General features: G+C 51.7%; 19 protein-coding genes. 18 read left to right on the top strand and 1 reads right to left on the bottom strand.

Annotation, left to right across the window (positions count from 1 at the left end; translation table 11 throughout):
• Positions 1-49 precede the first annotated feature (49 nt).
• The 18 genes from CV945_RS08110 to rlmH all read left to right on the top strand — a co-directional run bounded on the left by CV945_RS08110 (position 50) and on the right by rlmH (position 18,961).
• The gene (locus CV945_RS08110; RefSeq protein WP_100659536.1) at positions 50-2,077 is read left to right on the top strand and encodes a molybdopterin-dependent oxidoreductase; all 2,028 of its coding nucleotides are present in this window, start codon (positions 50-52) and stop codon (positions 2,075-2,077) included.
• Positions 2,078-2,278: 201 nt separating this feature from the next.
• On the top strand, positions 2,279-3,379 hold the full coding sequence (ychF, locus tag CV945_RS08105) for a redox-regulated ATPase YchF (RefSeq protein WP_100659535.1): 1,101 nt from the start codon (positions 2,279-2,281) through the stop codon (positions 3,377-3,379).
• 259 nt (positions 3,380-3,638) lie between these two features.
• Positions 3,639-3,926, top strand: coding sequence for a 30S ribosomal protein S6 (gene rpsF, locus CV945_RS08100; protein ID WP_033008861.1), 288 nt, complete (start codon positions 3,639-3,641; stop codon positions 3,924-3,926).
• A gap of 29 nt (positions 3,927-3,955) precedes the next feature.
• On the top strand, positions 3,956-4,450 hold the full coding sequence (ssb, locus tag CV945_RS08095) for a single-stranded DNA-binding protein (protein ID WP_033008862.1): 495 nt from the start codon (positions 3,956-3,958) through the stop codon (positions 4,448-4,450).
• 41 nt (positions 4,451-4,491) lie between these two features.
• Complete coding sequence (rpsR, locus tag CV945_RS08090; RefSeq protein WP_008880812.1) at positions 4,492-4,728, top strand: 30S ribosomal protein S18; 237 nt, start codon at positions 4,492-4,494, stop codon at positions 4,726-4,728.
• A 78-nt stretch (positions 4,729-4,806) separates the two neighbouring features.
• Positions 4,807-5,733, top strand: a complete 927-nt coding sequence (locus CV945_RS08085) for a YybS family protein (RefSeq protein ID WP_061581041.1) — start codon at positions 4,807-4,809, stop codon at positions 5,731-5,733.
• Positions 5,734-5,780: 47 nt separating this feature from the next.
• A complete protein-coding gene (locus CV945_RS08080; RefSeq protein ID WP_063211308.1) occupies positions 5,781-7,757 on the top strand; it encodes a DHH family phosphoesterase in 1,977 nt (658 codons plus the stop codon).
• Positions 7,754-8,203, top strand: coding sequence for a 50S ribosomal protein L9 (gene rplI / locus CV945_RS08075; protein WP_033008865.1), 450 nt, complete (start codon positions 7,754-7,756; stop codon positions 8,201-8,203). The genes CV945_RS08080 and rplI overlap by 4 nt, the downstream gene beginning before the upstream one ends.
• Before the next feature lie 111 nt (positions 8,204-8,314).
• Positions 8,315-9,679 (top strand): replicative DNA helicase, encoded by a 1,365-nt coding sequence (dnaB, locus tag CV945_RS08070; RefSeq protein WP_033016901.1) that lies wholly within the window; start codon positions 8,315-8,317, stop codon positions 9,677-9,679.
• 153 nt (positions 9,680-9,832) lie between these two features.
• Positions 9,833-11,119: an adenylosuccinate synthase gene (locus tag CV945_RS08065; protein ID WP_047819174.1), complete on the top strand. Its 1,287-nt coding sequence runs from the start codon at positions 9,833-9,835 to the stop codon at positions 11,117-11,119.
• Positions 11,120-11,424: 305 nt separating this feature from the next.
• Complete coding sequence (gene yycF / locus CV945_RS08060) at positions 11,425-12,138, top strand: response regulator YycF (RefSeq protein WP_033008867.1); 714 nt, start codon at positions 11,425-11,427, stop codon at positions 12,136-12,138.
• 6 nt (positions 12,139-12,144) lie between these two features.
• The gene (gene walK, locus CV945_RS08055; RefSeq protein WP_033016895.1) at positions 12,145-13,974 is read left to right on the top strand and encodes a cell wall metabolism sensor histidine kinase WalK; all 1,830 of its coding nucleotides are present in this window, start codon (positions 12,145-12,147) and stop codon (positions 13,972-13,974) included.
• The gene (locus tag CV945_RS08050; protein WP_100659534.1) at positions 13,967-15,295 is read left to right on the top strand and encodes a YycH family regulatory protein; all 1,329 of its coding nucleotides are present in this window, start codon (positions 13,967-13,969) and stop codon (positions 15,293-15,295) included. The genes walK and CV945_RS08050 overlap by 8 nt, the downstream gene beginning before the upstream one ends.
• On the top strand, positions 15,282-16,067 hold the full coding sequence (locus tag CV945_RS08045; protein ID WP_033008870.1) for a two-component system regulatory protein YycI: 786 nt from the start codon (positions 15,282-15,284) through the stop codon (positions 16,065-16,067). The genes CV945_RS08050 and CV945_RS08045 overlap by 14 nt, the downstream gene beginning before the upstream one ends.
• A 6-nt stretch (positions 16,068-16,073) precedes the next feature.
• Entirely contained in the window at positions 16,074-16,868 is a 795-nt protein-coding gene (locus tag CV945_RS08040; RefSeq protein ID WP_063329673.1) for an MBL fold metallo-hydrolase, read from the top strand.
• 100 nt (positions 16,869-16,968) lie between these two features.
• On the top strand, positions 16,969-18,186 hold the full coding sequence (locus tag CV945_RS08035; RefSeq protein ID WP_050368739.1) for a S1C family serine protease: 1,218 nt from the start codon (positions 16,969-16,971) through the stop codon (positions 18,184-18,186).
• 59 nt (positions 18,187-18,245) lie between these two features.
• The gene (locus CV945_RS08030) at positions 18,246-18,398 is read left to right on the top strand and encodes a CxxH/CxxC protein (protein WP_100659533.1); all 153 of its coding nucleotides are present in this window, start codon (positions 18,246-18,248) and stop codon (positions 18,396-18,398) included.
• 83 nt (positions 18,399-18,481) lie between these two features.
• Positions 18,482-18,961 (top strand): 23S rRNA (pseudouridine(1915)-N(3))-methyltransferase RlmH, encoded by a 480-nt coding sequence (rlmH, locus tag CV945_RS08025; RefSeq protein ID WP_020754209.1) that lies wholly within the window; start codon positions 18,482-18,484, stop codon positions 18,959-18,961.
• Positions 18,962-19,333: 372 nt separating this feature from the next.
• Here rlmH and CV945_RS08020 read toward each other — a convergent pair whose 3' ends face one another.
• Positions 19,334-20,572: a GGDEF domain-containing protein gene (locus CV945_RS08020; protein ID WP_100659532.1), complete on the bottom strand. Its 1,239-nt coding sequence runs from the start codon at positions 20,570-20,572 to the stop codon at positions 19,334-19,336.
• Positions 20,573-21,616 lie beyond the last annotated feature (1,044 nt).

The raw sequence follows: 21,616 nt of genomic DNA, 5'->3' as shown, positions 1-21,616 counted from the left end.
GGGGCTTTTGCGTCAGCCCCTCTTTTGCTGGACAGGGAGGGGAGAATCGATGGAAACCGTGCATGTAACGTCATGTCCGCTCAATTGCTGGGACGTTTGCGGACTCAAGGTGACCGTAAATGGCGGAAAAGTAGTGCGCATTGATGGCGACGAACATCATCCGATCACGAAAGGAACGATTTGCGGGCGCGGGCGGATGCTGAAAGAGCGGGCAAACGCCAAAGAGCGGCTCCTTTATCCGCTGAAAAAAGCAAACGGGCGATTTATCCGGGTTTCATGGGAAGAAGCACTCGATGATATCGCCGAAAAATTGTGGGACGTAAAAGAACGGTTGGGGTCGACAGCCGTGCTCCATAGCCATGACTATGCCAACAACGGGCTGCTGAAAAATCTAGACAAGCGTTTTTTCAATTGCTACGGCGGGGTGACAGAGCTTGTCGGCAGCCTTTGCTGGGGCGCGGGCATTGAGGCGCAAACATGGGATTTTGGCAATGCGTACAGCCATGCGCCGGAAGATATCGACAACAGCCGCCATATCGTCATTTGGGGGCGAAATGTCGCCCGCACGAACATGCATTTGTTTGAACGGTTGCTGGCGGCGAAAAAGCGCGGCGCGACGATCACCGTTATTGATCCGCTGTTTGGCCCGACGGCGCGCATCGCCGACCGGTACGTGTGCATCAAACCGGGGATGGATGCCTTTTTAGCCATGGGCATTATGAAAGAGCTGCTTCGGCTTCGGCTCGAGGATCGCACGTTTATCGAGCAGTATACGGTCGGTTTTCGCGATGTGGAAGAGATGTTGCAGACGATTTCGTTTGCGGAGATCGAACGGCATACCGGCGTCGGCCGCCGTGTTATGACAGAGCTCGCTGAGCTTTACAGCGACCGGCCGACGGCGACGTATCTTGGACTTGGCATGCAGCGCTATGCGAACGGCGGCAACACGATCCGCTGGATTGATGCTCTTGTCGCGGCGAGCGGCAATGTCGGCATTCCGGGCGGAGGAGCGAATTTTGGCAACTTGCAAGTGAGTGAATGCTTTGACAAAGCCGCTCTCACGCTCCCGGAACGGAAAACAGCGTCACGCACGTGGACGGTGATGAAGCAAGCGGAAGAGATCTTGCGGGCGGATGATCCGCCCATTGAGATGGTCATCGTCACGTGCGGCAACCCGCTTGTTCAGGTGCCGAATACGAATTTAATGAAAGAAGCGTTTGCCTCGGTCAACACTGTTGTTGTCTTTGAACAGTTTATGACTGATACCGCCGCCGCTGCTGATTATGTCCTTCCGGTTGCGGCTTCGTTTGAGGAAGAAGACGTTTATTGTTCGTCAATGTACCATGCGTATTTGAATTACGGGCCGAAGCTCGTCGACCCGCCGGGCGAGGCGAAGCCTGATCTTTGGATTTGGACGGAGCTGGCCAAACGGCTTGGCTTTGGCGATGCGTTCGCCTATACGCGCGAGCAGTTTCTCGCCATGGCGCTGCGCCCGTTGGAAACAAACGGGATTACGCTCGAGCGGATCAAAGCCGAGCATCGCATTCTTCTGCCCGTCGAGCCGGTGCCATGGCATGACCGCCGTTTCCAAACGCCAAGCGGCAAATATGAATTCACTTCGAACATTGCCCGGCAAAAAGGAATGGACGGCCGGCTGCAAATCATGTACCCGGCTGAGTCGGAAGAAGCTCATCCGGCATTGGCCGCCAAGTATCCGTACCGGTTGTTGACGATCCATCCGCTCCGTTCAAACCATTCTCAGCATTACCCTCTCGTTCCGGCGCTGCAAACTGTGCGCATTGAAATTTCGGCTGATATTGCTGAGAAAAAAGGCCTCATCGACGGCGATCGGGCACGTGTCTACAACGACCGCGGGGCCGTTGTCGGGACGGTCAAAGTGCTTAATGGCGCTTATCCGGGAACGATCAATATTGACGAAGGACAATGGGGCGCGTTTGGCGGTCCGGTCAATGTGCTCACATCCGATTTGGAGTCAGACAACAAATGCGGCAGCACGCTGTACGATTGCTTGGTGAATATTGAAAAAGTTGCGCAGGAAACAAATGAAGCACTTTAACGTAAAGGGCGGCGGCCCAAATTGCCCCAAGGTTGATCCGCGCCGGACAGTGTTGACGTCCAACAGTTGGAAAAAGACACAAACTCCTAGTTGTTGAGGCGGATGGAAGAGGAAATATTCCCCGCCCGCGGCACGCTTGTCATTTTTTGTGCCAGCCCATATAATGAGGGAAGATGCGAACGGGAAAGAGGAGTGGAACGAATGGGATTGACAGCAGGAATCGTCGGGTTGCCAAACGTCGGCAAATCGACGTTGTTTAACGCCATTACAAAAGCAGGCGCCGAATCGGCCAATTATCCGTTTTGCACGATTGAACCGAACGTCGGCGTCGTGGAAGTGCCGGACGAGCGGTTGACCGTCCTGACCGACATGTTCCAGCCGAAGCGGACCGTGCCGACGGTTTTTGAGTTTACCGACATCGCCGGGATCGTGAAAGGAGCAAGCAAAGGGGAAGGGCTTGGCAACAAGTTTTTGTCGCACATTCGCCAAGTTGATGCGATTTGCCAAGTCGTCCGTTGCTTCAGCGATGAAAACATCACCCACGTCGCCGGCAAAGTCGATCCGCTCGCCGATATTGAAACGATCAACTTAGAGCTTATTTTTGCTGACCTGGAGACGGTCGACAAACGAATGGAGCGGGTGGGCAAAATCGCCAAGCAAAAAGACAAAGAGGCGGCGTTTGAATACGAAATTTTGCTGCGGCTGAAAGAGACGCTCGAAGCCGGCAAGCCGGCGCGCACGATCGAGTTTGCCGATGAAGAGATGAAAGTCGTCAAGCAGCTGCACTTGCTGACGACCAAACCGATGCTTTATGTCGCCAATGTCGGCGAGGACGATGTCGCTGATCCGGAGAGCAATCCGTTCGTCGCGGAAGTGCGTGAGTTTGCCAAAAGCGACAATGCGGAAGTGATTGTCGTCTGTGCAAAAATTGAAGAAGAAATCGCCGAGTTCAGCGATGAGGAAAAACAGCAGTTTTTGCAAGAGCTCGGCATTGAACAATCCGGCCTCGATCAGCTCATTCGCGCCGCCTACAGCTTGCTTGGGCTGGCGACGTTTTTTACCGCCGGTGAACAAGAAGTGCGGGCATGGACGTTTCGCAAAGGAATGAAGGCGCCGCAATGCGCCGGTATTATTCACTCTGACTTTGAGCGCGGGTTCATTCGCGCTGAAACCGTTTCATACGACGATTTAGTCGCTGCCGGCTCGATGGCGGCGGCGCGCGAAGCCGGCAAAGTGCGGCTGGAAGGGAAAGATTACGAAGTGCAAGACGGCGACATCATGCACTTCCGGTTCAATGTGTAACGCCATTGTCGACAGAGTCCGCGGCCAAGGGGCGGCAGACTGCGTGAGTTCCATGTGCAATGCCGCGGAGAAAGGAAAATGGTTGGCGGCGTGGTGAACTTCCAGTGCTAATTCTGGCGAATGTTTCCGTCATCGGAATGAAGCGGAATAGCCTTGCTTATTGCCGCCAGTCATGGTATAATCAACGAATGTGAGTAATGATTATTGCTCCTTGCCCTTCGACGGGAAGGGCCGTTTAGACCAAAAGGAGGTGACGAGCGTGAGAAAATACGAAATCATGTACATCATCCGCCCGAACATGGACGATGAAGCAAGACAAGCTCTCGTCGAGCGGTTTAACAACGTGTTGAAAGAAAACGGTGCGGAGATTACGAATGTGACGGATTGGGGCAAACGCCGTTTAGCCTATGAAATTGAAAAATATCGCGACGGCTACTACATGATTGTCAACGTCACGGCAGAGCCGAAAGCGGTGCAAGAATTTGACCGTTTAGCGCGCATCAGCGAAGACATTATCCGCCATATCGTTGTGAAAGAAGAAGAATAATTTTTTGTATATGGTACGAGGTGGTTCTGATGATTAACCGCGTCATTTTGGTCGGCAGGTTAACGAAAGATCCGGAGTTGCGCTACACTCCAAGCGGAGTGGCTGTTGCCACGTTCACGCTCGCGGTCAACCGCCCGTTTACGAATCAGCAGGGCGAGCGGGAGGCGGATTTTATTCAATGCGTCGTTTGGCGCCGCCAAGCGGAAAACGTCGCCAACTTCTTGAAAAAAGGGAGCTTGGCCGGGGTTGACGGCCGGCTGCAAACCCGCAGCTATGAAAACCAGGAAGGCCGACGCGTGTATGTGACGGAAGTGGTGGCTGACAACGTCCAATTTCTTGAGCCAAAAGGAAGCAATGAGCAGCGTGGGGCAGCAGCAGGCGGATACTATGGGGATCCGTTCCCATTCGGACAAGATCAGAACCACCGTCATTCAAGCGAGAAAGGGGTTGGCCGTCTCGATGAAGATCCTTTTGCCAATGACGGCCAGCCGATTGATATTTCCGACGATGATTTACCGTTTTGAACGATCATGGAAACGATAGAAGCGGAAAGGAGGAACGAAGCATGGCAGGACGGAAAGGCGGTCGTGGCAAACGCCGCAAAGTATGTTATTTCACGGCAAACAACATCACGCACATCGACTACAAAGACGTTGATTTGCTGAAAAAATTCATCTCTGAACGCGGCAAAATTTTACCGCGCCGTGTGACGGGAACGAGCGCGAAATATCAGCGCAAACTGACGGTCGCAATCAAACGGGCGCGCCAAATGGCGCTGTTGCCGTACGTTGCCGATGAGTGAGCTGAAAAAAGCAGTAAGGGGGACCTTACTGCTTTTTCTATTTATGCTGAGTAAACTAGCTGGAAAGGAGAACGTTCATTGCGGAAAACACACGCCCTCACTGAAGCAGCCATCGAACTCGCGCTGTTTGCCGTTTTGTTTTTGATGGCGTTGTACGTGCCGGTGATCGGCTTTGTCGCTGCCCTGTTTTTAGCGCTTCCATTTATGGTGTTTACGATGCGTCACGGGCTTGCCCCTGCCTGGTTGCTGCTCGTTGCGGCTCTCGTTGTCTCCAGCCTTATCGGTTCGTTTTTGTCGCTGCCGATGGCGCTTATGTTTGGCACTGTCGGCATAACGGTCGGCGCGATGTTGGCGAAACAGAAAAACCGCTATCTCATCTGGCTTGTCGGCGCCCTCGTGTTTTTAGCCAACATCGTGCTTGATTACATCATTTCGATTCAATTTTTCCAAGTTGACATGATCCGGGATACGCTTGGTTTAGTGCGCGAGTCGTTTGATACGGCGATGCGCATGATGGAAGCGATGGGCCAAAAGCCGCCAGCTGGGATGCAAAAGCAGCTTGAACAAGGAATCGAACTGATCGGCTACATGGTTCCGACGCTGTTTGTCATCGCTGCGTTGGCGCTCGCCTACGTGACCATCATGGTCTCGCTGCCCATTATGAAGCGGCTGAAGCTCCCGGTCGGCACGTGGCCGCCGTTTCGTGAGCTCTCCTTGCCAAAAAGCGTGCTATGGATATACATCATGGTGCTTGTTCTTTCCATGTTTCCGTTTGCCGAGGGAACGTTCCCTTATATTGCTGTATTGAACCTCTCTTATGTGCTGCAGCTTGCCATGGCAGTACAAGGATTTTCGTTTTTGTATTACGCCGCCTACAAAAAAGGCATTGCGAAAGGCGTGGTGATCGCTGGGACGGTTGTTTGTTTATTCCTGCCTTTTCTACTTTATCTTGTGGCGATATTCGGTATAATTGATTTAGGATTTGATTTGCGCCGCCGCATATAAATAATTGGATAAGGTGAGCCATTTCTTCAGTGTAGGAGCTGACTTGAATGTCCCATTTTTACGAGAGGAAAGCATACCGCTATCCGTCCTATGCGTTAGCCGCCTTGGCGGTGCTCATGGCGGCCGGCCTGTTTTATTTCCACTGGCTGCTTGGGCTGATCGGCTTTCTCACCGTTGGGTTTACGCTTTATTATGTCATTTGGTCACAGCGCTCTTTGTATCAAGAGCTGGGGCAATATATTTCCAACCTGTCGTATCGGGTGAAGAAAGTCGGCGAGGAAGCGCTTATGCAGATGCCGATCGGCATCATGCTCATCGATGAGGAAGGGAAAATCGAATGGTCGAACCGGTTTTTAGCCTCCTGCTTTAAGGAACAGACGTTGGTTGGCCGCTCGCTTGCCGAGCTGTCCGAACCGTTGGCCGCTTTCGTCAAAAAAGGAAAGGCGGACGAGGAGATTATGGAACTGAACGGAAAACAGCTGAAAGTCATCGTCCGCCGCCACGAACGGCTTCTTTACTTTTTCGATGTTACAGAGCATATGGAGCTGAAACGGCAATATGAGGCAGAGCGGTTGGCGCTGGCGATCATTTTTCTTGACAATTATGATGAAATTACGCAAGGGATGGACGATCAAGCGAAAAGCCAATTGAACAGCCTTGTAACCTCTGTGTTGAACCGATGGGCGAACGATTACGGCATCTTTTTAAAGCGAACGTCGTCGGATCGATTCATTGCCGTATTGAATGAGCACATATTGACCCGGTTGGAAAAAAGCAAATTTTCTATTTTGGATGAGGTGCGCGAGCAGACGGCCAAACACCAAGCCCAGCTCACGTTGAGCATCGGCATTGGCGCCGGCGTATCCCCACTGCCAGAACTTGGGACGCTTGCGCAATCGAGCTTGGATTTGGCGCTCGGGCGCGGCGGCGATCAAGTAGCGATCAAACACGGAAACGGAAAAGTGAAGTTTTACGGCGGAAAAACGAACCCGATGGAAAAGCGGACACGCGTCCGCGCCCGCGTCATTTCCCATGCGCTTCGCGAGCTCATCGCTGAAAGCGATAGGGTGCTCATTATGGGGCATAAATATCCGGATATGGACGCGCTCGGGGCGGCGATTGGCATTTTAAAGGTCGTTCAATCAAACCAAAAGGAAGGGTTTATTGTTGTTGACCAGGCAAAAACGGATGCAGGTGCGCAACGGCTGCTCGAAGAAATGAGAAAACATGCTGATTTATGGTCGAGATGCATCAAACCGGAGCAGGCGCTTGAGCTCGTGACAGAAGATACGCTGCTCATCGTCGTGGATACGCACCGTCCGTCGCTTGTCATTGAAGAACGACTGCTGTACCGCATGGATCATATCGTCGTCATCGATCATCATCGTCGCGGCGAAGAGTTTATTGAAGCGCCGATTCTCGTCTACATGGAGCCGTACGCTTCATCGACATCGGAATTGGTCACCGAGCTGCTTGAGTACCAGCCGAAGCGGGTGAAGCTGTCGATGCTGGAGGCGACGGCGCTTCTTGCCGGCATCGTCGTTGACACAAAGAGTTTTACGCTCCGCACCGGTTCCCGCACGTTCGATGCGGCGTCGTATTTGCGCGCCCAAGGAGCGGATACGGTGCTTGTGCAAAAATTGCTGCGGGAAAGCGTAACGAATTACGTCAGACGGGCGAAATTGATCGAGCGGACGGTGATTGATGAACACGGCATCGCCATCGCCAAGGGGGGCGAGAACGAGGTGCACGATCAAGTGTTGATCGCGCAAACCGCCGATACGCTTCTGACGCTGAGCGGCGTCGCCGCCTCTTTCGTCATTTCCAAGCGGGCAGATGGGACGGTCGGCATCAGCGCCCGCTCGCTTGGCGACATCAACGTGCAAGTCATTATGGAGAAGTTGGGCGGGGGCGGACATTTGACAAATGCTGCCGCCCAACTGTCCGGGGTGACGGTCGGAGAGGCGGAGCGGCAACTGCGCGAAGCCATTCATGACTATTTTGAGGGGGGTAAGCCATCATGAAGGTCATCTTTTTAAAGGATGTCAAAGGAAAAGGGAAAAAAGGGGAAATCAAAAACGTCGCCGACGGCTATGCCAACAACTTCTTATTTAAACAAGGGCTGGCCATTGAAGCGACGCCAGCCAATTTAAAAGCGCTCGAGGCGCAAAAACAAAAAGAGCAGCGCCAGGCGGCCGAGGAGCTGGCAAATGCGAAAAAATTGAAAGAACAGCTTGAGAAGCTGACAGTAACCATTCCAGCAAAGGCAGGCGAAGGCGGCCGTTTGTTCGGCTCGATTACGAGCAAACAAATCGCCGAGTCGCTGCAAGCCCAACACGGCTTGAAGCTCGACAAGCGCAAAATTGAGCTTGCCGATGCCATTCGCGCGCTTGGATACACGAACGTGCCGGTGAAACTCCACCCAGAGGTAACGGCGACGCTGAAAGTGCATGTGACAGAACAAAAATAACGGCGACGTCTCATTTCAGGAAGCGAAGATGCCCCCGCCCGCTGCGGCGGGGCTCCTTTGCTTATTAGCTGCAACAGAGAAAGACACAACGGGGGAAAAGGTGGTGAAACGATGAGCGAGCTGTTTTCAGAACGAATTCCTCCACAAAGCATTGAAGCTGAGCAAGCGGTGCTTGGCGCCGTATTTTTGGATCCCGCTGCGTTAGTGCCTGCTTCGGAAATTTTAATCCCAGAGGATTTTTACCGTGCAGCCCATCAAAAAATTTTTCACGCCATGCTTCGCGTCGCCGACAGGGGGGAGCCGGTCGATTTGGTGACGGTGACGGCGGAACTCGCCGCTTCCGAGCAGCTTGAGGAAATCGGCGGCGTCTCCTACTTAAGCGAGCTCGCCGACGCCGTGCCGACAGCGGCCAACGTCGAATATTACGCCCGCATCGTCGAGGAAAAATCGGTGCTGCGCCGCCTCATCCGCACAGCGACATCGATCGCGCAAGACGGATATACAAGGGAAGACGAGATCGACGTTTTGCTTGATGAAGCTGAGCGCAAAATTATGGAGGTTTCCCAACGGAAGCATTCGGGCGCCTTTAAAAATATTAAGGACATTCTCGTGCAAACGTATGACAATATTGAGATGCTCCATAACCGGGATGGGGAAATCACCGGCATCCCGACCGGGTTCACCGAGCTTGACCGGATGACGTCCGGTTTTCAGCGGAGCGATTTGATTATCGTGGCCGCCCGGCCGTCGGTTGGGAAAACAGCGTTCGCCTTAAATATTGCCCAAAATGTAGCGACGAAAACGAATGAAAATGTCGCCATTTTCAGTTTGGAGATGAGCGCCCAGCAGCTGGTGATGCGGATGCTTTGTGCCGAAGGCAACATTAACGCGCAAAACTTGCGCACCGGCAAATTGACGCCGGAAGACTGGGGCAAGCTGACGATGGCGATGGGGAGTTTATCGAACGCCGGCATTTATATCGACGACACGCCGAGCATCCGCGTCAGCGACATTCGCGCCAAATGCCGCCGGCTTAAGCAGGAAAGCGGGCTCGGCATGATTGTCATCGATTATTTGCAGCTCATTCAAGGGAGCGGACGCAGCAAAGAAAATCGCCAACAGGAAGTATCGGAAATTTCCCGCTCGCTGAAGGCGCTCGCCCGCGAGCTTGAAGTGCCGGTCATCGCCTTGTCGCAGCTGTCGCGCAGCGTCGAGCAGCGCCAAGACAAACGGCCGATGATGTCCGATATTCGTGAATCCGGAAGCATTGAGCAAGACGCCGACATTGTCGCCTTTTTGTACCGCGATGACTATTACAACAAAGATTCTGAGAACAAAAACATCATTGAAATCATTATTGCCAAACAGCGCAATGGTCCAGTCGGAACGGTGCAGCTCGCTTTTATTAAAGAGTATAATAAGTTTGTCAACCTAGAGCGCCGCTTCGATGAGGCGCAAATTCCGCCGGGGGCGTAAACCGGCTCACGTTGGCGGCAGGCGCCTCCTTTCGGGTTTAATAGACGAATAAAAAAGCTTATAACTGTTTAAAATGTTCGTGTTTCATTGACTTTGCACCGAAAAACTGATACACTGACAATGTTTAGACCGAGGAAACTGGAGGTGCTCGCCATGTCGTCAGTCGTTGTTGTCGGCACGCAATGGGGCGATGAAGGAAAAGGGAAAATTACAGACTTTTTATCGGAAAACGCGGAAGTCATTGCCCGGTACCAGGGAGGGAACAACGCCGGACACACGATCGTGTTTAACGGAGAGCGGTATAAGCTTCACTTAATCCCGTCGGGCATTTTTTATAAAGACAAAATTTGCGTCATCGGCAACGGCATGGTCGTTGATCCGAAAGCGCTTGTCGCCGAGCTTTCCTATTTGCATGAGCGCGGCGTTTCGACCGATAATTTGCGCATCAGCAACCGCGCCCATGTCATTTTGCCGTATCATTTGAAATGGGATGGGCTTGAGGAAGAGCGGAAAGGCGCCAATAAAATCGGCACGACGAAAAAAGGAATCGGGCCGGCGTACATGGATAAAGCAGCGCGCATCGGCATCCGCATCATCGATTTGCTCGACCGCGATGTGTTTGCGGAAAAGCTGGCCCGCAACTTGGAAGAGAAAAACATGTTGTTCGAAAAAGTGTACGGTGCCGAAGGGTTCCGCTTCGAGGACATTTTTGAAGAGTATTACGAGTATGGCCAGCAAATCGCAAAATACGTCTGTGATACATCGGTCGTATTGAACAACGCGCTTGATGAAGGACGCCGCGTCCTGTTTGAAGGAGCGCAAGGCGTCATGCTCGATATCGACCAAGGGACGTACCCGTTTGTTACGTCTTCCAACCCGGTGGCCGGCGGGGTGACGATCGGTGCTGGCGTTGGCCCGACGAAAATCAAGCACGTCGTCGGAGTGGCAAAAGCCTATACGACGCGCGTCGGCGATGGGCCGTTCCCGACCGAGCTGCATGATGAAATCGGCGACCGCATTCGTGAAGTGGGCCGCGAATATGGGACGACAACCGGCCGTCCGCGCCGCGTCGGCTGGTTTGACAGCGTCGTCGTTCGCCATGCCCGCCGGGTGAGCGGCATCACCGACTTGTCGCTCAATTCGATTGACGTGTTGACCGGCATTGAAACGTTGAAAATTTGCGTCGCCTACCGATATCGCGGTGAAGTGATCGAGGAGTTTCCAGCCAGCTTAAAAGTTTTGGCGGAATGCGAGCCGATTTACGAAGAGCTGCCGGGCTGGACGGAAGATATCACCGGGGTGAGAAGCTTGGACGAGCTGCCGGCCAATGCCCGCCACTATGTCGAACGCATTTCCCAGCTCACCGGCATCCCGCTTTCGATTTTCTCTGTCGGTCCGGACCGCTCGCAAACGAACGTTGTCCGCAGCGTTTATGCATAAGCGGCTAGCGGTGAACACCAAAGCATAGATGCACATGCGTCTATGCTTTTTTCATTCGCGGAGGAAAAGCGGTCCCGTCCGTGGTCGGGGTCATGCGCGTGCGTCTATGCCCTTTTCACTGTATAGATGCAACGAAATCGTTTAACATATCCTTGGCGGAAAAGTGGCTCATCCATTTTTGACTGTCGAAGGCAAGCCTATGGCTTGCTCCTCAAAATGGCAGCGGGCAAAGGATGATTTCGTTTTTATAACGTGGTAAATTAATAATGATAGCATTCCATCGCAAAAGGAAGGACGTGAGCGAGATGGAAAAACGCATTTTAGTTGTTGACGACGAAAAACCGATTGCCGATATTTTGCAATTTAACTTACAAAAAGAAGGGTACGAAGTCATCTGCGCCTATGACGGCGAGGAAGCGCTGCAAAAAGTGGAAGAAACGATGCCGGATTTGATTTTATTGGATATTATGCTGCCGCTGAAAGACGGCATGGAAGTATGCCGCGAGGTGCGGAAAAAATACGACATGCCGATCATCATGCTGACGGCGAAAGATTCCGAGATTGATAAAGTGCTTGGTTTGGAGCTGGGGGCGGACGATTATGTGACAAAGCCGTTCAGCACGCGCGAGCTGCTGGCGCGAGTCAAAGCGAACTTGCGCCGCCATGCGCAAACAGCCAACCAAGAGGAAGTGGAGAATGAAACGAATGAAATCGTCATCGGGCCGCTTGTCATCCGTCCAGATGCGTACGTCGTGCAAAAACGGGGGGAGACGATCGAGTTGACCCATCGCGAATTTGAACTGCTCCACTATTTGGCGAAACATATCGGCCAAGTGATGACGCGCGAACACTTGCTGCAAACGGTTTGGGGCTACGACTATTACGGCGATGTGCGCACGGTCGATGTGACGGTAAGAAGGCTGCGTGAAAAAATCGAAGACAACCCTTCCCATCCGTCGTGGATCGTCACAAGACGGGGCGTCGGCTATTATTTGCGCAACCCGGAACAGGAGTCATGAGTCGGCATGAAAAAAGTAGGGCCATTTCGTTCGATCCGCTTTAAGTTTGTTATTATTTATGTGCTGCTCATTCTTGTCGCCATGCAAATCATCGGCGTGTATTTTGTCCGTAAGTTGGAAACGGAGCTTGTGCAAAATTTCAAAAACTCACTGAACGAACGGGTGACGCTGCTCGCCTATAACGTCGAGCAGGCAATGAATCGGGAGCGCGATGAAAAAAGCCCGACATTGGAAGAAGACATCCGTTCGCTTCTTCATGATTTCGTTTCCCAAGATATTTCCGAAGTGCGCGTCATTGATGCCAAAGGGAAGGTGTTGGCGACGTCGAATCCGTATATGCAAAACATCGTCGGGAAGCGGACGACGGAGATTTACGTGAAGCGTTCGCTCGTCACCGGCGAAACTGTCGACCGGATGATGCTTGATTCAAGGACAGGCCATCGCATGTACATTTCCTCGACTCCGATTAAGACGAGCGGGGAAGTCAAAGGGGTCATTTACGTTATTGCCTCAATGGAAAACGTCTTTTCGCAAATGCGGCAAATCAACATGATTTTGGCGACTGGGACGGGGATCGCGCTCGCCATTACCGCCGTGCTCGGCATTTTTTTGTCGCGCACCATCACCCGGCCGATTTCCGATATGCGCCGGCAAGCGCTGGCGATGACAAGGGGCGATTTTTCCCGCAAAGTCAAAGTGTACGGCTACGATGAAATCGGCCAGCTGGCGATGACCTTTAACAACTTGACGAAAAAACTGCAGGAAGCGCAGGCGACAACGGAAGGCGAACGGCGCAAGCTTGAGTCGGTGTTGACGCACATGACCGATGGCGTGATCGCGACCGACCGCCGCGGCCGCGTCATTCTCATTAATGATGCGGCGTTAAACATTTTGAATGTTTCACGTGAAACAGTGCTGTCGAGTTCGATCGTCGACGTGCTCGGCATCGCTGACCAATATACGTTTGAAACGCTGCTCGAGGAACGCGACTCACTCATTTTGGATTTCAGCACCGATGAGGAATTGTACATTTTGCGGGCGTCACTATCGGTCATTCAAAAAGAGGGCGGGTTTGTCAACGGGCTGATTGTCGTTTTGCACGACATCACCGAGCAAGAAAAAATCGACCGCGAGCGGCGGCAGTTCGTCGCCAATGTCTCGCATGAGCTGCGCACGCCCTTGACGACAATGAAAAGCTATTTAGAGGCATTGGCGGATGGCGCCTGGCAAGATAAAGACATCGCTCCAAGGTTCATTCAAGTCGTCCAAAACGAAACAGAGCGGATGATCCGGCTTGTCAACGACTTGCTTCATCTGTCGAAGCTCGACAGCAAAGATTACAAGCTGAAAAAGACATGGATCAATTTTTCGGCTTATTTTCATAAAGTGATTGACCGGTTTGAACTGACAAAAAGCGATAACATCCGGTTCGTTCGCAAAATTCCGCGCCAGGCGATTTTCATCGAAGTGGATGAGGACAAAATCACACAAGTATTGGACAACATCATTTCCAATGCGTTGAAATACTCTCCGCAAGGCGGGACGATCACGTTCCGCGTCCGCGAGCTGGCCGACGAGATCATTGTCAGCGTCAGCGACGAAGGGGTCGGCATCCCGAAGGCCGATTTGGCGAAAATTTTTGAGCGTTTTTACCGGGTCGATAAGGCGCGGTCGCGCAAATTGGGCGGCACCGGCCTCGGACTGGCCATTGCCAAAGAAGTCGTGCTCGCCCATGGCGGGACGATTTGGGCGGAAAGCAAAGAACATAAAGGGACGACGATTTATTTTACGCTGCCGCTAGAACGGGAGCAAAAGGATGACTGGTACGATGTATGAAGCGATCAAAACAGTTGTGTTGACGTCGCTTGTGCTCATCAGCATTATGATGACGTTTGCTTTATGGACGTATCATCCTAAATATGACGTGCTGCAAAACGACGAGTATATTCAGCACGTTTCCGTCAGCAATACGCAAGTTGATACGGCGATGGTCGTGCAGCCAAAGCAGGTGCTCATCCATAAAGGCGGAGCCCACTACGCCCTCACGAAAGAGGAAAAGAAAAATGAAGTGCTGAAAGAAGTCAAAAAATGGGCGCTCGACGATTTTGAGAACATTTCATCTTCCGTCCCGCAAGGAAAGTTTTTGTCGTTTTTAGACGGAAAAGAGCGGCTGGAAATCATTTACCCAGACGAGCTGCCGATCGATATTTACCGGTTGATCTTCACGGTGGAAGATAGAGGGCTTGATGGCTTGGCATTTGACCGCATTCTCGTTCCATTCAGTGAAGGGGATAAATTCCCAGTCTATTTTATCGCAACCGATAAGCACAAAATTTATAAGGCGACCGCCAGTGACGCTTCGCAGGACGCCATCAGCCGGCTGGCGAAGGAGGCCAACCATTTTCCCCGTTATTTCGCTTATCCGGTCAGCGAGACGAAGCAGCTTTATTTGCCGGAAAAAGAAGTGGAGCTTAGCAGTTTGCAATACTACATCGATGAGTTGGACGTCGATAAGTTTAAAGAAGCGCTGTTTAGCGACCCGAGCTTTGTGAAAAAGGACTTGATTCCGTTTGGCGAGGAGTACACCGATGGTTCGCGGCTGATGGACGTCGATTTCCTTCAGCGCATGCTGCTGTATGTCAATCCGGCAGCCCGTGTCTCCAATATGGGCCAAACTGATCAAGAAACTCACTTCATTCAAAAAAGCATTGATTTTGTCAATGAACATGGCGGCTGGACTGATTTATACCATTTTGCCCGTTGGAGTGAAGAAGATCGGAAAGTCATTTTCCGGCTTGTTGTCAACGGGTATCCGGTTTTTAATGAATACGGCATGTCGGAAATCGTGGAGATGTGGGGGGCGAGCGATTTAATGAAATATCAGCGCCCGCTCTTCCGTCTGGAAATCCCCGACCGCACCCGAACCCCGAAAACGCTGCCGTCCGGCCGTGAGATCGTCAAACAGCTTGAACAAGCGAAAGGCGTCCGCAAATCGTTCGTGAAAGATATCGCCATCGGCTACGAGCTCGTCAAAGATCCGGAACGGGAGAAAGTGATTCGTCTGGAACCGGCGTGGTTTTATTTGTACGAGCAAACGTGGAAAAAAGTGAGCGACGATGGGGACGGCGGAGGAGGGGGAACGAATGGATTGGAGTAAAACGAAGACGATTTTCATCATTGTGTTCCTCATCCTCGACTGCTTTTTAGTGTATCAGTTTATGGAAAAACGAAACAGCAGCCAGCTTGATGTCATTTTGGAAACGACCATTGAAGAGCAACTCGAAGCGAACGGCATCACGTATGTGGAGCTGCCGAAAGAAGTGACGAAAGCGGCGTACGTCAGCGGCAAAAGCCGAGCGTTTACCGCCGCCGATACGAAAAAACTGTCCGCGCAAAAAGCAAAAATCGAAGAAGGAGAAACGAAATTGAAAGGAACGTTTCTCCATCCCATTGCTTTAAATGTCAGCGACCCGTACCAGCTGCGCGAGTTTTTGCGGCGCTATATTTTGGATGGGGAGCAGTACGCCCTTTGGTCATTTGATGAAGGGGAAGGAACGGTAATTTGTTACCAAGTGTACGAAGGCAAAATGATTTATGGCAACGAAAACAGCAAGCTCATCATTCATGTCAATAAGCAGCAAAAAGCGGTTTCTTATGAACAGACGATGCTCGATGACTTGGAAAAATACGAGCGGAAACAAGACATCGTTCCGGCCATTAAAGCTCTTGAGACGCTGTACCGGAAAGGGCATTTGCAGCCGGGCGACCGCGTCACGAAAGTGGAGCTTGGCTACTATGGCCTCGTCCAGTTTACCGCTTCCCAAGTGTTGACGCCGACATGGCATATCGTCGTCAATCGGAAAGAAGATTATTTTGTGAATGCGTTTGAAGGACAAGTCATTACCGATGAAGGAAGTGTGTTGGAGTGAGCTTGAATGACGATGCGATTTAGTGTACTGGCCAGCGGCAGCACCGGCAACGCGTTTTACGTTGAAACGGACCGCCAACGCTTGCTCGTCGACGCCGGGTTGAGCGGCAGGCAGCTTGAGCAGCTGTTTGCCGAAATCGGCCGCCATCCAAAGGAGCTTGATGGGCTGCTTGTCACCCATGAACATAGCGACCACATTAAAGGGCTTGGGGTGCTCGCTCGCAAATACCGCCTGCCTGTGTATGCGAATGAAAAAACATGGCGGGCGATGGAACAGGCCGTCGGCGACATTCCGGCCGAACAAAAATTTGTCTTTCCACTCGGCGCGGTGAGGACGTTCGGCGATGTGGATGTCGAATCGTTTGGCGTCTCTCACGATGCGGCTGAACCGATGTTTTACGTCTTTCACTACGGGGGAAAAAAGCTTGCGTTGCTCACCGACACCGGCTACGTGAGCGAGCGGATCAAAAAGACGATCGAAAATGCGGATGTGTTCGTGTTTGAAAGCAACCACGACGTCGGGATGCTGCGGATGGGGAGGTATCCGTGGAGCGTCAAGCGCCGCATTTTAAGCGATGTCGGCCATATTTCGAACGAGGAAGCAGGGCTGGCGCTTGCCGATGTGATCGGGGAGCGGACAAAACAAGTGTATTTGGCTCATTTAAGTCAAGATAACAATATGAAAGAGCTGGCGCGCATGACTGTGGCGCAAATGTTGGAACAAAGAGGGCTGGCAGTCGGCGCCCGCTTTCATTTATACGACACCGATCCCCGTCGGGCGACCGCGTTGGCGTATGTATGAGAGGCGTTTTGGCTAAACTGGGGAAAATGTGTTTGTTGGATTTTTCCTCTATTGGTGATTATAATGAGGGATGGAGACGAATGCGGAAAGGGTGGTGAATGTGGGATATTACGATGACCATTACGAAGCGCACGGGCAAACGAGACGGAAACGGCGCAGCGGTTCGTTTTTGTCCACGCTTGTCGGCGCTGTGTTAGGAGGATTGCTCGTCCTCATGTCCATTCCGGCGCTTTCCCGTTGGGACGTCCTCCCGTACGACGTCGTGCCGTCGCAAGAGGAACGAGGGGAGCCGGAAGGGGAAAGTGAAGCTCCTGCGGTTCGGCAAAGCGTTTCCGTCGATGTGACGACGGCGGTGACAAAGGCGATCGACCAAGTATCGGATGCGGTTGTCGGCGTTGTCAACATTCAAGAAGCCAGCTTCTGGTCGCAAGGAGGCGAGGCTGGCGTCGGATCGGGCGTCATTTACAAGAAAGCGGGAGGACGGGCGTTTATCGTCACGAACCATCATGTTGTTGAAAACGCCAGTCAGCTCGAAGTGAGCCTCAAAGATGGGACGAGAGTGCCGGCGAAGCTGCTGGGCAGCGATGTGCTGATGGACTTGGCTGTGCTGGAAATCGATGCAAAGCATGTGAAAAAGGTGGCTGAGTTCGGCGACTCCGACGCGGTAAAGCCAGGAGAGCCGGTCATCGCCATCGGCAACCCGCTCGGCCTGCAGTTCGCCGGGTCGGTGACGCAAGGCATTATTTCCGGGACGAACCGGACGGTGGAAGTTGACTTGGACCAGGACGGCGCTCCGGATTGGAATGCGGAAGTATTGCAGACAGACGCAGCCATTAACCCGGGCAACAGCGGCGGCGCCCTCGTCAACATCAAAGGGCAAGTCATTGGCATTAATTCGATGAAAATCGCCCAAGAGGCGGTTGAAGGCATCGGATTTGCGATCCCGATCAACACAGCCATTCCGATCATTTCGGACTTGGAAAAATACGGACAAGTGCGCCGTCCATATATGGGCGTTGAACTTCGCTCGCTGAGCGACATCCCATCGTACCATTTGCAGGCGACGCTTCATTTGCCGCCGAATGTAACAGAAGGGGCCGCGGTCATCCAAGTCGTGCCGATGTCGCCAGCCGCCCAGGCAGGCTTAAAACAGTTTGATGTCATCGTGGCGCTTGATGGCGAAAAAATCCGCAATGTGCTCGACTTGCGCAAATATTTGTATACGAAAAAATCGATCGGCGACCGGATGGAAGTCACGTTTTATCGTGATGGGGAAAAACGCACGGTCACGATGAAGTTGGCGCGTGAGTCGTATTAAACGAAAACGATGGAGGAGCGGAAACGCTCCTTCTTTTTTCCACAAGGAAAGGAGCGAGAATGATGATATTCACATGTGAGGAGCACATCGATATGGCCATTGACGAATATGTGGATGAGACGGAGCAGGCCCCTGATGTCATGTTTGTGGATAACAGCGAAAAACTGTGCCGTTTTTGCAAGAAAAAGGCTGTCTATGTCGTAGGATGCTGATGTTTTTGCACAATATGTGGATATGTGTTGTGTATATGTGGATAAATATTGTTGATAAGTTGTTTGTAAGGTGGGGATGATGTGTGCATATTTCCATTGCCGCTGTGGGCAAATTGAAGGAAAAATATTTAATTCAAGGGATCAATGAGTACACAAAGCGTCTGTCCGCATATGCAAAAATTGAGATAATTGAGGTCGCCGATGAAAAAACCTCCGAACGGGCAAGCGAACTTGAGGAAGAGCAAATCAGACAGCGGGAAGGCGAGCGGCTGTTGGCGAAAATTCCGCATGACGCCCACGTCATCGCGCTTGCGATTGAAGGAAAGATGAAATCGTCCGAGCAATTTGCCGCCCGTCTCGATGAGCTCGCCACCTATGGCAAAAGCAAGGTAGTGTTCGTCATCGGCGGCTCGCTTGGCTTAAGCAAACAAGTGATGGCGCGCGCTGACGAGGCGTTGTCGTTTTCGAAAATGACGTTTCCTCACCAGCTCATGCGTCTCATTTTGCTCGAGCAGATTTACCGCGCATTTCGGATCAACCGGGGGGAGCCGTATCACAAGTGAGCCGTCCCCTTTTACTTTGGGGGATGTTTTTTTAATACTTTTTTCTCAGTTTAGCTGGTTTTGTTCCGATAATGTTTCGTGTGATACATAAATGGTGACACGATGTTCGGACGTTTTATCGGCAAACAACGACTTTAACATCGCCCCAAGAGGCAAGGGGTATGCGTCGTTAGTCGCCGTAACAAGATGAATCAAAGGGCCCTCACCACCTTATTGAACTATTCCTCTTCTGTCATCCATTACTGAAAAGGATGAAGAAGTTTGCCTTGGCAGTGCAGCCGAGGATAGCCCCATTTTTTCGTTAATGTATGGTGGCTGCGCCGTTTTTGCTTAGGCCGGACGGTGCGGAGAAAACAAAAAGGAGCTGCCCCGTCACGCAACTCCCCCGCATTGGGCTGATACTTTATTTTTGCCGCTTTCTTTCGAACGGAGCAATAAATGGTCGGCATAAATGTACGCTTTTTCAATTGACATCGTTCCTTCTGCTTGACAAAAGTAAAGACCAAACGACGACGTATAGGCAATGGGACGTTTCGCCGCCATATAATCGACCAACACGGTGCTGCGGCGCACGACTTCTCGAATCTCCTCGACAAGCCGGACGCTCTCTTCAAACGTGCGATGACGCAAAAACATCGTAAATTCTTCACCGCCGCTGCGGAACAAAAAATCGCCCTCTTTGAGAAACTGTTTCAAGGTTGAGGCAAAATGGCGGATCACCTCGTCGCCAACAGCGTGGTTGTACGTGTCATTAATCGATTTAAAATTGTCAATATCTGCGACGACAACGCCGATCCATTCGCCTGTCCCATTCAGCTTGGCGATCGTTTTGTCCATGTAGGCGCGGTTATGGACGCCGGTGAGAAAATCGGTGTACGCCATCTTCTCAAACTGATCGCGCTCCAGTTTATGACGGATGCTTTGCGATTTGGAAAAAAACGAGCGACTGACAAAGTAATTAAGCAAAAACAAACTCAAAAGCATATCCCACCGCTGTTCTTGCAAAAAGAGAAATAACAGACCATTTGTCAGCGCCGTTTTTCCCATGTCCGTCCAGCTTCTTGTTTTAATAAACTCAAGCGCTTCGCCTTGTGTCCGAATATCGCCGGTGAGATAAAAAACGATGATGAGACAGCAATCAGTCAGCAACGAAACGATGACGACGAGCAGAAAAACGAGCAGCCAAAAACCGATAAGCGGAACGGATTGAAACAGCGGGTTAAGGAGGTTGTATAGAGTGAACGCCAATGAGTTGAACGTCACAAATGAGCCGATGTTGTACAACGTGTGCAGCCATTCATCCGGTTCCGCTGTTTTTAAATATTTCTTTGTCAGATGTTCAGTCAAGCGAAACAGCGATTCAAAAATAAGCAGCCCGAGTGGGCCAGCAAACAAGGAGAACGATAAGCTGTAGTTGATGCCGTAGTCAACCGGGATATTGTTTTTTGTTTTATCGACGACGCGCAAGTGCGAATACAAGCTGGAAAACAGCCAATAAAACAGTAAGGCGATCATATATGTACGATCGAAGGAAGGCGGTTTTGACATAACCGCAACAGCAATCGATGCGAAAAAAACGGAAAAAATAACCGGTCGCGCTCGGAATAACATGTCGACTCTCTCTCCTATTATCTGACCTCTGACAACTTCAGTGCTGACGAAGCGATGCTAAAAAGAGGATGATCACTCCAATGACGGTGGCCGTTGGCGATCAATTGATGGATTGTTTGACAGACAAGGCGGATGGCGAGTTCGGAAACCGCTGCTTCTTGGCATTGGCGACGGCAATCATGTTCCCCATCGGAACAAACGAACATATAACTAATTCTATTATAGTACTATATAACCAATTCTGAAAATAGAAAAAAAGCGGCTGTCTCCGTCTTTTTTTGTCAAAATTTGACATCATGAGCGATGCCGCTAGATCCTGCCTCTTTCGTTGTATATAATACGAGCGGCGAAAGGACGGGGATCAAACATCGATCGTTCCATCAGCACCATCGGGCGGGGACGAGAGACCGCGAGTTTCTGGAAATCAAATGTACGCCGGACTGAGGGCGCTGCACTTCCGAGCTGAGCCTATGGAAAATCGCGGCGACGGAAGTGCGCAGCGTTGCCTTCGTTGATCGCGGTCAAGACTGTTTCAACGGTCATTGGCCCATTCGGCATCTATCTGTTTGCCTGCCCGATAAAGGAAACGGCATTTTCGTTGGCGAAAACAATAGTAAGGGGCGACCGCCGCTCTGACCGCGATGGCCATCGTCTGTGCCGCTGCGGCCTAGTGGCTTGCGCCGCACGGATATGAATCCGCTGTTCGTGCGGCCGGCTGCGTTTGCATCGTTATGGCCATGTGTCGCCCCGTTTCACGACATCGAGGAGGGAAAAAGATGAAGGTCGTCATTGCCCCAGATTCGTTTAACAACCCATACGCCGCAAGTCCCCCGCCTCTAAGCGAAGCGTAGGCGGGGGATACGCGGCGTCCTTTTTTTTACTTTTGATCAAAAAAAGTAAAAAAATGGGAGAATCGATGAAAAAAGAATATAGACTCCCATGACAAAAAAATTTCGTCACCATCGGAAGGATGAAAACAACCTTCTGTCGAATGGTCTCCTTGCAGCTGGGGTCATGAGGTCGTTGTATCTATGGTACGTAAAA

The organism is Geobacillus sp. Manikaran-105, from assembly GCF_002809955.1.
In the GTDB taxonomy this organism is placed as follows: Bacteria; Bacillota; Bacilli; order Bacillales; family Anoxybacillaceae; genus Geobacillus; species Geobacillus thermophilus.
This window is presented reverse-complemented; position numbering and strand designations above follow the sequence as displayed.

What these genes read in the sequence shown, in the direction of transcription:
- walK (WP_033016895.1), top strand. Translation starts at nt 12,145, where the DNA reads ATGAAAAAAGTAGGGCCATTTCGTTCGATCCGCTTTAAGTTTGTTATT.
- dnaB (WP_033016901.1), top strand. Translation starts at nt 8,315, where the DNA reads ATGAGCGAGCTGTTTTCAGAACGAATTCCTCCACAAAGCATTGAAGCT.
- CV945_RS08065 (WP_047819174.1), top strand. Translation starts at nt 9,833, where the DNA reads ATGTCGTCAGTCGTTGTTGTCGGCACGCAATGGGGCGATGAAGGAAAA.
- CV945_RS08110 (WP_100659536.1), top strand. Translation starts at nt 50, where the DNA reads ATGGAAACCGTGCATGTAACGTCATGTCCGCTCAATTGCTGGGACGTT.
- CV945_RS08040 (WP_063329673.1), top strand. Translation starts at nt 16,074, where the DNA reads ATGACGATGCGATTTAGTGTACTGGCCAGCGGCAGCACCGGCAACGCG.
- CV945_RS08080 (WP_063211308.1), top strand. Translation starts at nt 5,781, where the DNA reads ATGTCCCATTTTTACGAGAGGAAAGCATACCGCTATCCGTCCTATGCG.
- yycF (WP_033008867.1), top strand. Translation starts at nt 11,425, where the DNA reads ATGGAAAAACGCATTTTAGTTGTTGACGACGAAAAACCGATTGCCGAT.
- ssb (WP_033008862.1), top strand. Translation starts at nt 3,956, where the DNA reads ATGATTAACCGCGTCATTTTGGTCGGCAGGTTAACGAAAGATCCGGAG.
- CV945_RS08050 (WP_100659534.1), top strand. Translation starts at nt 13,967, where the DNA reads ATGTATGAAGCGATCAAAACAGTTGTGTTGACGTCGCTTGTGCTCATC.
- CV945_RS08045 (WP_033008870.1), top strand. Translation starts at nt 15,282, where the DNA reads ATGGATTGGAGTAAAACGAAGACGATTTTCATCATTGTGTTCCTCATC.
- rplI (WP_033008865.1), top strand. Translation starts at nt 7,754, where the DNA reads ATGAAGGTCATCTTTTTAAAGGATGTCAAAGGAAAAGGGAAAAAAGGG.
- CV945_RS08030 (WP_100659533.1), top strand. Translation starts at nt 18,246, where the DNA reads ATGATGATATTCACATGTGAGGAGCACATCGATATGGCCATTGACGAA.
- CV945_RS08020 (WP_100659532.1), bottom strand. Translation starts at nt 20,572, where the DNA reads ATGTTATTCCGAGCGCGACCGGTTATTTTTTCCGTTTTTTTCGCATCG.
- rpsR (WP_008880812.1), top strand. Translation starts at nt 4,492, where the DNA reads ATGGCAGGACGGAAAGGCGGTCGTGGCAAACGCCGCAAAGTATGTTAT.
- ychF (WP_100659535.1), top strand. Translation starts at nt 2,279, where the DNA reads ATGGGATTGACAGCAGGAATCGTCGGGTTGCCAAACGTCGGCAAATCG.